Origin of the sequence: Amycolatopsis sp. NPDC051045, from assembly GCF_040682955.1 — a bacterium.
Taxonomy (GTDB): domain Bacteria; phylum Actinomycetota; class Actinomycetes; order Mycobacteriales; family Pseudonocardiaceae; genus Amycolatopsis.
This window is the reverse complement of record NZ_JBFBCC010000035.1, coordinates 49,543-61,080: the sequence shown is the minus strand read 5'-3', so window position 1 is coordinate 61,080 and position 11,538 is coordinate 49,543. Positions and strand designations below refer to the sequence as shown.

The following is an 11,538-nucleotide window of genomic DNA, read 5'->3' as shown; positions in this document are numbered from 1 at the left end:
AGACAGCTCCACTTCACAACCGGAGGCCTTCACCTGTCAGCACGACAGGCCGTCACCGCCCAACCCGGAACAACGTCCCTGGACATCACACCTAGAGCCCGCGGATCGCCCTCGAGGAATACGCCCGGTCACCCCGGACGCGGGTCAGCCACGCTCCAGGCGCGCCAGCTCCCACGGGTCGTGGGCGCTGAAGATCGTCACCTCGTCGCTGTGCCGCCGCGCCAGCTCGCGAAGCCGGGCCTGCGTGCCCAGGCGCAGGTCGTGATGGACTTCCGAGCCGGTCTGGACGACGTCCAGCACCGGGTGCGGCTCAGGGTCGGCCACCAGTTCGCGGTGGTAGTAGTACGCGTCCCCGCAATGCAGCAACCAGCGCGTGCCGTCGTGCACAGCTACCCCGGCGTGGCCCGCGGTGTGGCCGCCGAGCGGGATGAGCCGGATGTCCGCCGAGACGCCGGTCAGCGCCACCGAAGCGAAGCCGAACCAGTCGTCGCCGGCGGGCGGCTCGTAGGTCTCCCACTTCGGGCCGTGCGCCCAGTGCGCCGGCCGGTACCGGAAGCTCGGTGCCTCGGCCAGCGCCGCGTCCAGCTCCGCGGCGAGGACGTGGACCCGCGCGTCCGGAAAGTCGGGCAGGCCGCCGCAGTGGTCGACGTCGAGGTGGGTGACCACGACGTGCCGCACGTCCTCGGGCGCGAAGCCGAGCCGGGCGACCTGCCGGACGGCGGTCTCGTCCTCGGTCAGCAACGGCTGCGCCATGGTGACCCAGTCGCCCCCCAGCGTGGCGGTGGGGTCACGGACGTCGTCGAGGCCGAGGCCGGTTTCGACGAGCACGAGGCCGTCGTGCTCGGTTTCGGCGAGCAGGCAGTGGTTGACCGCGTGCGCGGTGGGCAGTCCGGGGGCTTCGATCTGCCGCACGGACCCGCAGTTGAGGTGGTGGATCTTCATGCCGTCATCGTCCGACTTGAACTACGCTTCAAGTCAAGCTCTCGCCTGGAGGTCGCGATGACCCTGCTCGACATCGCCGAAGTCGCCGAAAAGTCCGGTCTGGCGCCGTCGGCGCTGCGGTTCTACGAGAAGCGCGGGCTCGTCGAACCGGCCGGCCGCAACGGCCTGCGTCGCACGTACCACCCGGACGTCCTGCGCCGCCTCGATCTCGTGGCCTGCGCGCGCGGAGCCGGATTCACGATCGCGGAGATCGCCAGGTTCCTCGTGGCGACGCCGAGCGACGACGCGCTGCGCGCCCGGATGGCGGTCAAGGCGACCGAGCTCGACGACGCCATCGCCCGGCTCACCCGCATGCGCGACAGCCTCCGCCACGCCGCGACCTGCGACCACGTGCCGCTGGTCGAGTGCCCGGACTTCAAGGCGGCGATCGCCTAGGCCCCTGCCGAAAGTCGGGGGTGGCCCGCGACCGTCGTCCGATGCCTCCGCCACCACGGAAACCCCAGACTCCCGGTACAGGCGAAACCGGGAGGAACGAATGATCACGCTTCGAGGGCTCACGAAGCGCTACGGGGATAAGACCGTCGTCGACGCGCTCACCTGCGACGTCGCCCCGGGCCAGGTGACCGGGTTTCTCGGCCCGAACGGCGCCGGGAAGTCGACGACCATGCGGATGACCGTCGGGCTCGACCACCCGCAGGCGGGCGAGGTCCTGGTCGGCGGGCGGCGCTACGCCGAGCTGCGGCACCCGCTGCGCGAGGTCGGCGCGCTGCTCGACGCCAAGGCCCTGCACCCCGGCCGCAGCGCCGGGAAGCACCTGCTGGCCATGGCACGCAGCAACGGCATCGCCGCGAGCCGCGTCGAAGAGGTGCTGGCGACCGTCGGGCTTTCGGACGTCGCCGGCAAGCGGGCCGGCCAGTTCTCGCTCGGCATGGGGCAGCGGCTGGGCATCGCGGGCGCGCTGCTCGGCGATCCCGGCGTGCTGCTGTTCGACGAGCCGGTCAACGGCCTCGACCCGGACGGCGTCCGCTGGGTGCGGCAGCTGATGCGGTCGCTGGCGGCCGAGGGGCGGACGGTGTTCGTCTCGAGCCACCTGATGAGCGAGATGCAGCTGACCGCCGACCACCTCGTGGTGATCGGCAAGGGCAGGCTGCTGGCCGACGCGCCGGTCGCGGAGTTCATCGCGGGCAACTCGCGGACGACGGTGTCGGTGCGCGTCCCGGCCGACGGCGACCGCGACGCGCTGGACCGGCGGCTGCGTGCCGAGGGCGGGCTGACCCACCCCGGTGAGCCGGGCGAGCTGGTGGTCGACGGCCTCGACGTCACCCGGGTCGGCGACCTCGTGCACGAGCTCGGGATCCGCGTGCACGGGCTCGCCGAGCAGACGGCGTCCCTCGAGCAGGCGTACATGGAACTGACCGCTTCTTCGGTGGAATACGGGGTGTCGGCATGACTACTACCGGAGTACGGGGCGGCTTGTCCGGGGCGGTGGCCGCGGAGTGGACGAAGTTCTGGTCGGTCCGGGCGACGTGGTGGTGCCTGGTGACGGGAACCGCGTTGATGCTGGGCTACGGCACTCTGTCGGCCATCGCCCAGCGCGTCGGCGACCAGCCGCAGGGCGCCCACATGATCGCGCTCGGCGGCGGCTTCTACCTGACCCAGTTCGCGGTGATCGCGCTGGCCACGCTGTTCGTGACGAGCGAGTACGCCGGCGGCGGCATCCGTTCGACGCTGCTGTGGACGCCGGTGCGCTCCCGGGTGGTGCTGGCGAAGGCGGCGGTACTGGCGCCGGTGCTCTTCGCCTACGGAGTGCTGTTGTCGTGTGCGGGAATGGCTCTGGCCGGGGCGGTGATGCACGGCCACGGCCTGCCGACGACGCTCGAAGCGGGCTTCACGACGGCTTCGGGCATGGGCGGGTACTTCGCGCTGCTGAGCCTGCTGTGCACGGGAATCGGCTGGGCCCTGCGCAGCGCGGCCGGAACGCTGGTGTCGGTGATCGTGCTGCTGGTCCCGCTGCCGCTGATCGTGGCGTCGCTGGGCCTGTCCGAGGCGATGCCGTACTTCCCGGGCATCGCGGGGGTGAACGCGATGGTCGAGGCGGGGCAGCCGAACCCGATCACGATGACGGTCGCACCGTACGCACCGTGGGTGGGCTTGGTGATCTGCGCGGCCTGGGCCGCGGCGGCCCTGTTGGCCGGCGCGGCGGTGTTGCGCCGCCGCGACGCCTGACGTCGAAGGCGCTCCGGTGTCACCGCGCGGACTCTTCCGTGGGCCGGAGCGCCTTCGGTTCGTAGCTTCGCAGAACGAGCGACGTGGTGACCGCGCCGAACCGGGCGATGCCGTCGACCACCTCCTCCAGGCGCCCGGCACCGGCCGAGTGCACGTCGAGGAGGAAGCAGTCCTCCCCGGTGAGCCGCGAGACGCCGACGATGTCGGGCACCCGTGCGAAGTGTTCGAGGCAAGCGGCGATCCGGGCGTGCGTGGTCCGCAGCCGGATCACGGCGTGGATCGGCAGGCCCAGCCGGGCCGGGTCGACGACGGCCCGGTAGCCGGTGATCACCCCGGACCGCTCCAGGCGTTTGATCCGGGCCGTCACGGCCGGCTGCGAGAGGTTGACCCGCCGGCCGAGCTCGGTGACCCCGAGCCGGCCCTCCCGCTGGAGGACCGCGAGGATCTCCCGGTCGATCGCGTCGAATGATGCCGAGGTCTCGTTCCCCATCTGCCTTCCGTTCATCGGCGGCGAGCCAAGTTCACCGGTCGGTGCGGCACAGTGGCCGCCATGCGCTACGTGATCATCCCCGGAATCGGCGGCTCGGACGAGGAGCATTGGCAAAGTCTCTGGCAGGCGGAGTGGGGATCCGCCGCGGTACGCATCACCCCCGCGTCGTGGGACGAGCCGGACCTGGCGGACTGGTGCACGGCCATCGGCCACGCCGTCGGCCGGGCCGGACCCGGCGATGTGGTGCTGGTCGCACACAGCCTCGGCTGCCTCGCCGCGGCCGCCTGGGTCACCCGCCACCCCGCGGCCGCCGGTGGCGTGTTCCTCGTCGCTCCGCCCGACGACACCGCACCCGCGTTCCCGGCCGCCGCCGGCACGTTCACCGGCTTGGCCCCGGAGCCGCTCGGGATCCCCGGGCTGGTCGTGGCCGGCGAGAACGATCCGTACAGCCCGGACGCCGGCCGCGGGTGGAGCGCGGCCCGGCGGCTGGACCGGATCAGCGCCGGGCACTCCGGGCACCTCAACAGCGCGAGCCGGCTCGGCCGGTGGGACTTCGGCCGAGCCCTCCTGACCGCGTTCACGGCCGGGCTGGGGACGACCGGCTAACCGACGCCGATCCCCGCCAGGATCTCCCGGGCGCTCGTGACCAGCGACTCCAACGTCGGCGGCGCCAGAGAGCCCGTTCCCGCCAGTGCGCCGAAGATCGTCCCCTCCATCCAGTCCACCACCACCCTGGCGTGCCGGGACGGGTCCGCCGAACCGGCCGCCGCGAGCGCCGCGGCCGCCTGGCGGCGGATCAGCAGGCCGCCCTCGTCGTACACCGCTCGCAGCTCCGGGCGCCTCGTGGCCTCCAGCGCGAACTCGTACCGCGCGAGCATCCGCGTCCGGCCCGAAGTGATCGCCTCGTGCGCGTAGCCCGCGATGAACTCCGCCAGGTCGCCGCCGGGCGACGGCGAGGCCTGGTCCAGGAAGACGATCCGCGCGATGGTCAGCTCCAGCAGCGCCGCCCGCGTGCGCGCGTAGTACGACGTCGATCCCGCCGGCAGTCCCGCGGCGCGGTCGACCGCGCGGTGGGTCAAGCCGCGCATCCCCTCCGCCGCGAGCACCGCAATCGCCGCGTCGCCGATCACATCCCGTCGCTCCACAACCGCACTCTACAGGTGTAGAGTTCTCTACACCTGCAGAGGAGGCGATATGCACGCGATAGTGATCGGCGGCGGCATCGGCGGACTGGCGGCGGCCGTGGGGCTGCACCGGGTCGGCTGGACGGTCACCGTCCTCGAGAAAGCCCCGGAGTTCGGCGACGTCGGCGCCGGGATCTCGCTGTGGCCGAACGCCCTGCGCTGCCTCGACGAACTCGGCGTCGACCTGGGGGACCGCTTGGCCCCCCAGCAAGAAGGCGGGTTCCGCGACCCCCGTGGCCGCCGGATCGCCCGCTACGACGGCGCCGAGTTCGAACGCCGGCACGGGCGGCCGCTGGGCGCGATCCACCGGCGCGACCTCATCGCCGCCCTCCGGAACGCCGTCCCGGCCGAAAGCCTGAAAACCGGCACCGAAGTCATCGAAGCCGGCGAAGACGGGCTGGTCCGCTTCACCGGCGGAGAACTGCGCGCCGACCTCGTCGTCGCGGCCGACGGCATCCACAGCCGGGTCCGGCACGCGCTCTTCCCGGACCACCCGGAGCCGGTGTACGCGGGCAGCACGGCGTTCCGTGGCGTCGCGCACCACCCCGGAGCGAGGTTGAGCACGAGCTTCGGCCGCGGCATCGAGATCGGCGTCCTCCCGCTGACCGGCGGCGACGTCTACTGGTGGATCTCGTCCGTCGCCGAACCGGGCGCACGGCCCGTCGACCTCGAGAAGACCTTCGGCGACTGGCACGAGCCGATCCCGGCGCTGCTGGCCGCTACTCCGCCGGAAGCCGTGCTGCACCACGACCTCTACTACCTCGGCACCCCGCTCGGGACGTTCACCCGAGGCCGGATCGCGCTGCTCGGCGACGCCGCCCACGCGATGCCGCCGTTCCTCGGCCAGGGCGGCTGCCAGGCCATCGAGGACGCCGTCGTGCTCGCCCACACGATGTCCACAGAGGACAATGTCAAAGCCGCGCTCGAAAGCTACGACCGGCAGCGACGGCCACGCAGCCAGAAGGTCGTCCGCGAGTCCGTCCGGATGGGCAGGCTCGGCCCGCAGCTGACCAACCCGGTCGCGACGGGACTGCGCACGGCCCTGCTGAAGGTCCTCCCGGCCAAGGCGACCGCCCGCGCCGGCGCGGGGATCACGGGGTGGCGGCCGCCGCGTCTCCCCCGACCAGTCCCGCCTCGTACGCCGTGATCGCCGCCTGCACCCGGTTCTTCACCCCGAGCCGGGTCAGGATCGTGCTCACGTGCGCCTTCACCGTGCCCTCGACGACGAACATCTTCGCCGCGATGTCCGCGTTGGACAGTCCCGACCCCAGCAGCGTCAGCACTTCCCGCTCGCGCGGGGTCAACGCGGCGATCCGCTCACGGGCCGCCGCGGCGCGCGCCAGCTGCCCGCCGGAGAGCCGGGCGATCACCCGCTGCGCCACTTTCGGCGAAAGGAACGCGGCCCCGCCGGCGACGGCGTGGATGCCGGCCAGCAGCTCCCGCGGATCGCCCGACTTCAGCAGGAACCCGCCCGCGCCGAGGCCCAGAGCGCGTTCGATGTAGTCGTCCTCCCCGAACGTGGTCAGCATGATCACGCCAGTGGCCGGCAGCAGCCGCCGGATCTCGGCGGCCGCGCCGAGGCCGTCCAGTCCCGGCATCCGGATGTCCAGCAGCACCACGTCCGGGTGCGTGGCCAGCACCTGCGAAACCGCTTCCCGGCCGTCGGCGGCCTCGGCGACGACCTCGATTTCCGGGTCCGCACCGAGGATCGCCGCCACCCCCGCCCGCATCATCGCTTCGTCGTCGGCCAGCACGACCCTGATCACGGTGCCCCCTCGGCGAACCTGTCCTTGGCGACCAGTCTCCCATCGGCGAAACACAGCCGGTAGGCGGCGTAGTCGTTGTCGAGCCACGACCTCCCGGTGCCGTAGTACTCGCACGCGACGCCGGGCACCGCCGGCAGCGGCGGCTCGCCCCGCACCGGGCGGGCGACGCGCTCGCGTTCGGGCAGCTGCGACGCGAGTTCGGCTCGCGGCTGCCCGATCCGCAGTCCGTCGTAGGCCGGGCCGGGCAGCTCCGAGGAGGTCCACTGGTAGAGGAACGCGATTCCGGCGATCGCGAGGAGCATCCCGAACAGGGCGAGCGGGACGGCGACGGCCTGGATCAGGCTGCGCCGCACGTCGCGCCGGGCCAGCTCGAGGGCCTGGGCCGACGTCGACGGCCCGGCCTCGTCGTCGTCGGCGACCTCCGGCAACTCGCCCGGCGCGGCCTCGTGCGGCAGCGTCGCGGTGACGGCGAACCCACCGCCGTGGGGACCGGCCCGCAGCGAGCCGCCTACGAGCCGGACGCGCTCGCGCAGGCCGATCAGCCCGACGTGCCCGGACGCGGCCCCGGGCAACGGCCCGGCGGGCGGCGGCGCGTTGACCACGCTGACGTCGGTCCGCGAGCCGGCACTGGCCACCCGGACCGTGACGGCGGCGCCCGGCGCGTGCTTCGCCACGTTCGTCAGGGCTTCCTGCACCACGCGGTAGGCGGCCCGGGCGACCATCGGCGGCGCCTCCGCCGTATCCACTGTGGACTCGATGTGCAGCCCGGAGGCCCGCGCCCGGGAGATCAGCTCCGCGAGGTCGCCCTGCACCGGTTCGACCGGTGCGGCGTCCTCACGCAGCACGCCGATGATCTCGCGCAGCCGGTCGGTCGCCGCCGCGGCGCTGGTCCGCAGCTGCGCGGCTGCGTCGCGCTGAGCGTCGTCCAGCCCGCCCGCGACCTCCAGCGCGGCGGCGCGGACGGCGATCAGGCTCAGCTCGTGCCCCAGCGAGTCGTGCATGTCGCTGGCGATCCGCGCGCGTTCGCGCAGCCGCGCCTGCCCGGCGACCAGCCGCTGCCTGCTCTCCATCTCCTCGGCCCGGCGCCAGCCCGTGCGGGCGAGTTCGCCACGCACCCGGACGTACCGGCCGAGCAGCCACGGCGACAGCCCGGCGAACACGAGGATCGCCACCATCGCCGCCCAGTCACCGAGGCCGTCCGGCCCGACGAGCAGCGCCAGCGGCAGCCCGAGCACCGCGACAGCCACCCCGGTCAGGATCCCGGGACGGGCGCGCGGCATCCGCAGCCCGGCCTGGTAGCTCATCGCGACCAGCACGAAGACCACCCACACCGGCACGCGGTCGCCGTACGGGAACGGCACGGCCAGCGCACCGGCCAAGGCGACGCCGAGCGAGAGGGCGGGGTACCGCCGGGCCGTCGCCACCGAGCCGGCCACGACGGCGAGGCCGCCGGCCAGCTCGCCGTACGACCGGCTCTCCAGCGTGCCCACGACGACGGTGAACGCGAGGAACAGCCCGACGCCGACGTCGAGCACCCACCGCCACCTGCGCTTCGTCACCTCCCGCACGGGTTCGAAGCTACAAGGCGGGCCGGCGGCCGACCACTGCCGAAAGTCAACCTTTCAGCGTGTCCACGAACGCCAGGGTCTGCGGCCAGGACAGCGCGAACGCCTCGGCGTTGACCTCGGTGCCGTGCCGCGCGGAGTCGCTGAAGCCGTGTTCGGCACCGGGGAAGTGCTGGGTGAACGTCGCGCCGCGCGGCCGTGACTGCAACGCCGTCTGCAGCCGGGAGAACGTCTCGTGCGAGACGACCGAGTCGGCCTCGGGGTAGGCGACGAGCACCGGCGCAGTGATCTCTGTCGACAAAGCGACAGCGTCGAGGTCGTGGTTCGGCGGCGCCGGGTCGCGGACCGTCGGGTGGTAGGCGACGACCCCGGAAAGCCGCTGGTCACGGGCGGCGAGCAGGAGCGCGAAGCGGCCGCCGAGGCACCACCCCATGACACCGGCCGACGTGCAGCCGAGGTCGCCGAGCAGGTGGTCGAGCAACGCGGTCTGCTCCGCGAGCGCGGCTTCGTCGCGCAGGTCGCCGAGCTTCGCACCGAGGTCTTCGCGGGACGTGTTGTCGGTGCTGGCGCCGTGGAAGACGTCCCAGGCCAGCGCCGTGATCCCGCGGCCGGCGAGCTCGCCGGCCCAGGCCCGCACCTGCTCCCCGATCCCGGTGATCATCGGCAGCAGGAGCAGCCCGGACGCCGCCCCGCCGTCCGGCCGGGCCAGGTACGCGGACAGTTCGCCGACACGGACGGTGGACGTCTCGATGCGCATATCCGCACGGTAGCGCCCGTGGTGTTGCATGATGATCCACCATGGCCGAGCGCACCCTCGCCGAACAGTTGGGCGGCTACCTCCCCGAAGGCATCGAGGCCCTCGAAGAGCACGAGCGGCAGGACCTCGCCGACGCGCTGCGCGACGCGCGCAGACGGCAGGCGAAAGCGCTCGCCGAAGCGGGCGAAGAAGGCCTTCGGTACGTCCCCGCGCTGCTGCGCGGAGCGGTCCGGAAGGCGGTGGGCCTGTGACGTCGGAGCACACGGGGACCTCGGAGAACTACGGGGCCGAAGCCGAGATCCTGAAGCTGGCGCGCGTCCTCGGCGTCGAGCCCGAGCGGCTCGGGTACCTCGCGCGCGTCGACACCGACGACCTGCGGGCGTTCCGCGAACAGGTCACCGACACGCTGTTCGACGCGAACGCGGCCGCGCTGCAGCGGATGGCGCTGGCGGCGCGGGTCGTGCCCGTCGGGGTGCTCGCCAAGATCGCCGAGAAGGTGTTCGGCCCGCTGCTGTGCGCCCGGATCGCCGGGCTGGTCGACGTCACGCGCGGCGTCGACGTCGCCAAGCGGCTCGGTACCCGGTTCCTCGCCGAGGTGGCGGCGGAACTCGACCCGCGGCGCGCCAACGCGATCATCACCCGCATCCCCCTGGACACCGTCCTCGCGGTCGCCGTCGAGCTGGCGCGCAAGGAGGACTGGATCACCCTCGGCCGGTTCGTCGGGCACCTGCCCGACCCCACGGTGCGGCGGGCCCTGGAGCAGATCGACGATCCCGGCCTGCTGCGGATCGCGTTCGTGCTCGACGACAAGCGCCGCATCGACCACGTCATCGGCCTGCTCCCGGCCCACCGGCTCGGCCGGCTGCTGACCGCGGCGAGCGCCGACGAGGACCTCTGGGCGCCGGCGCTCGACCTGCTGAACCACCTGGGCGAGGCGCGGCGCGCGACGCTGAAACCGATGCTCTCCGGCCTGCCCGAAGGGTTCCGGGACCGCGTTCAGGCGACGATCAAGGAGATCCCGTAGCCGCCCTCTCCGGTGACGGCTTCCGGAACTCCCCAGGAACCGGGGTGGGGTAAACCCCACCAAAACCCGGTGGTTCAGCCCAGTGTCTTCGCCCGTGCCGCCTGGAACCCTCGGAACCGGGCGAAAGGGGTCACGATGACCAAGCTGGGGTGGGCGATCGTCGCGACGGCGGCGTCGGCCGTGTTGTTCTTCTTCGGCACGGGCTTGGACCCGCTGCCCGAACTCGCCTGGCTGGCGCCGCTGCCGATCCTGCTGCTCGCCCCGCGCGTCCGCGGCGCCGCCGCGCTCGCCTGCGCGTTCGTCGCCTACCTCGCGGGCAGTGCCGGCAGCTGGAGCTACTTCTGGCATTCCCTCTCCATCCCGCGGCCGGCCGCACTGGGCATCCTGGGCGGGAGTGCGCTCCTGTTCGCGGTGTGCGCCGGGCTCTTCCGGTCACTGGTCCGGCGCGATCACGCGCTGCTCGCCGCCTTCGCCGCGCCCGCGTTGTGGACCGTGGCGCTCTACGTCGTTTCGCTGCTGAACCCGACCGGCGTCATGGGGACCTTGATGACCACCCAGGCCGACCGGCCGTCCGTGCTGCGGATCGCCGCGGTCACCGGGGGCTGGGGCGTGGAGTTCCTGGTGCTGTTCGTCCCGGCCGCGGTGGCCGCCGCCCTCGCCCCCGGCCGCCGCGCCCGGTCCCGGGCGAGCGGGCTGGTCGCCGTGGCCGCGGTCCTGGGTGCGCTCACCTTCGTGAGCGTCCCGCCGCTCACCGGGCCCTCGGCGCGGGTCGCCCTGATCGCCCCCGCGCAGAACCGCTGGGCGGTCGACGTCGCCACGCCGGACGGCCAGGCGCTCATCCGGTCCTATGTGGACCAGATCGGCCGGCTGCCCGGCGGCGTCCAGGCGGTCGTGCTCCCCGAGGCCGCCTTCGCGGTGGACCAGACCAGCCGGCCGCGGCTCGTCGAGGCCTTCACGGACGTCGCTCGCACGCGGAACCTCGACGTCGTCACCGGCGTCCTCGACACCACGCCGGACGGCCGGTTCAACGCCGCGCTCGCCGTGCCGCCGTCCGGTGCCCCGGTCGAATACCGCAAGTGGCACAACGGGGACTCGAACCATCTCGCCTCCGGCACCGAGCTCGCCCGCTTCGCCGGGATCGGGCTCATGGTGTGCATGGACGTCAACTTCGCCGACCCCAGCAGGGAATACGGCGAAGCCGGCACGGGCCTGGTCCTCATCCCGGCGTCCGACGAAGACGTCGACGGCTGGACGCACAGCCGCACGGCACTGATCCGCGGCGTCGAGAACGGCTTCTCGGTGGCGTGGAGCGCCGCCCGCGGCACACCGACGCTGGCCGACGCCCATGGCCGCGTGCTCGCCGAAACCCACACCGGCGACCGCGCGTTCTCGGTGGTCGTCGCCGAGGTCCCGTTCGGCCCGGGGAAGACCCCGTACGCCCGCTTCGGCGACTGGTTCGCGTGGCTCTGCGGCCTGGTCGCCTTGGCCGGGATCGTCACCGCGAGCCGCAGGCCGTCGTTGTCACCCGTCACAACGAACGCCGGCCAACTCTGAGCATTTTCCCAGCTCGCCTCCCCTGATCTG

The 11,538-nt window shown here is 73.0% G+C and carries 14 protein-coding genes; 8 read left to right on the top strand and 6 right to left on the bottom strand.

Annotated features, from left to right (window positions below):
• Positions 1-144 precede the first annotated feature (144 nt).
• Positions 145-942 carry an MBL fold metallo-hydrolase gene (locus AB0M80_RS41310; RefSeq protein WP_364575837.1) on the bottom strand — a complete coding sequence of 266 codons (798 nt, stop codon included), beginning with the start codon at positions 940-942 and terminating at the stop codon, positions 145-147.
• Positions 943-999: 57 nt separating this feature from the next.
• Between AB0M80_RS41310 and AB0M80_RS41305 the strand changes: the two genes are divergently transcribed.
• The 3 genes from AB0M80_RS41305 (at position 1,000) to AB0M80_RS41295 (ending at position 3,168) form a co-directional block, all read left to right on the top strand.
• Entirely contained in the window at positions 1,000-1,377 is a 378-nt protein-coding gene (locus AB0M80_RS41305; protein WP_364575836.1) for a MerR family transcriptional regulator, read from the top strand.
• Between the two features lie 100 nt (positions 1,378-1,477).
• Entirely contained in the window at positions 1,478-2,392 is a 915-nt protein-coding gene (locus AB0M80_RS41300; protein ID WP_364575834.1) for an ATP-binding cassette domain-containing protein, read from the top strand.
• Positions 2,389-3,168: an ABC transporter permease gene (locus tag AB0M80_RS41295; protein WP_364575832.1), complete on the top strand. Its 780-nt coding sequence runs from the start codon at positions 2,389-2,391 to the stop codon at positions 3,166-3,168. Before AB0M80_RS41300 ends, AB0M80_RS41295 begins: the two co-directional genes overlap by 4 nt.
• A gap of 19 nt (positions 3,169-3,187) precedes the next feature.
• Here AB0M80_RS41295 and AB0M80_RS41290 read toward each other — a convergent pair whose 3' ends face one another.
• Positions 3,188-3,658, bottom strand: a complete 471-nt coding sequence (locus AB0M80_RS41290) for an Lrp/AsnC family transcriptional regulator (RefSeq protein ID WP_364575830.1) — start codon at positions 3,656-3,658, stop codon at positions 3,188-3,190.
• 60 nt (positions 3,659-3,718) lie between these two features.
• Between AB0M80_RS41290 and AB0M80_RS41285 the strand changes: the two genes are divergently transcribed.
• Entirely contained in the window at positions 3,719-4,264 is a 546-nt protein-coding gene (locus AB0M80_RS41285) for an alpha/beta hydrolase (RefSeq protein ID WP_364575828.1), read from the top strand.
• Here AB0M80_RS41285 and AB0M80_RS41280 read toward each other — a convergent pair.
• A complete protein-coding gene (locus AB0M80_RS41280) occupies positions 4,261-4,803 on the bottom strand; it encodes a TetR/AcrR family transcriptional regulator (protein WP_364575826.1) in 543 nt (180 codons plus the stop codon). The two genes, AB0M80_RS41285 and AB0M80_RS41280, sit on opposite strands and share 4 nt — an antisense overlap.
• A gap of 49 nt (positions 4,804-4,852) precedes the next feature.
• On the opposite strand from AB0M80_RS41280, the gene AB0M80_RS41275 reads away from it, so the two are divergent.
• Positions 4,853-5,989: an FAD-dependent monooxygenase gene (locus tag AB0M80_RS41275; RefSeq protein WP_364575824.1), complete on the top strand. Its 1,137-nt coding sequence runs from the start codon at positions 4,853-4,855 to the stop codon at positions 5,987-5,989.
• Here the strand turns inward: AB0M80_RS41275 and AB0M80_RS41270 are convergent.
• Genes AB0M80_RS41270 through AB0M80_RS41260 form a run of 3 tightly spaced genes read right to left on the bottom strand, consistent with a single transcriptional unit; the run spans position 5,934 to position 8,930 of the window.
• Positions 5,934-6,608: a response regulator transcription factor gene (locus AB0M80_RS41270; RefSeq protein WP_364575822.1), complete on the bottom strand. Its 675-nt coding sequence runs from the start codon at positions 6,606-6,608 to the stop codon at positions 5,934-5,936. The genes AB0M80_RS41275 and AB0M80_RS41270 overlap by 56 nt on opposite strands.
• Entirely contained in the window at positions 6,605-8,176 is a 1,572-nt protein-coding gene (locus AB0M80_RS41265; RefSeq protein ID WP_364575820.1) for a histidine kinase, read from the bottom strand. Before AB0M80_RS41265 ends, AB0M80_RS41270 begins: the two co-directional genes overlap by 4 nt.
• A gap of 46 nt (positions 8,177-8,222) precedes the next feature.
• Positions 8,223-8,930, bottom strand: a complete 708-nt coding sequence (locus AB0M80_RS41260; protein WP_364575818.1) for a dienelactone hydrolase family protein — start codon at positions 8,928-8,930, stop codon at positions 8,223-8,225.
• A 41-nt stretch (positions 8,931-8,971) separates the two neighbouring features.
• Here AB0M80_RS41260 and AB0M80_RS41255 point away from each other — a divergent pair, with 41 nt between their 5' ends.
• The 3 genes from AB0M80_RS41255 (at position 8,972) to AB0M80_RS41245 (ending at position 11,508) form a co-directional block, all read left to right on the top strand.
• Positions 8,972-9,181, top strand: coding sequence for a hypothetical protein (locus AB0M80_RS41255; protein ID WP_086863938.1), 210 nt, complete (start codon positions 8,972-8,974; stop codon positions 9,179-9,181).
• Positions 9,178-9,954: a hypothetical protein gene (locus AB0M80_RS41250; RefSeq protein WP_364575816.1), complete on the top strand. Its 777-nt coding sequence runs from the start codon at positions 9,178-9,180 to the stop codon at positions 9,952-9,954. Before AB0M80_RS41255 ends, AB0M80_RS41250 begins: the two co-directional genes overlap by 4 nt.
• Before the next feature lie 135 nt (positions 9,955-10,089).
• Positions 10,090-11,508, top strand: coding sequence for a nitrilase-related carbon-nitrogen hydrolase (locus tag AB0M80_RS41245; RefSeq protein ID WP_364575814.1), 1,419 nt, complete (start codon positions 10,090-10,092; stop codon positions 11,506-11,508).
• Positions 11,509-11,538: the final 30 nt, after the last annotated feature.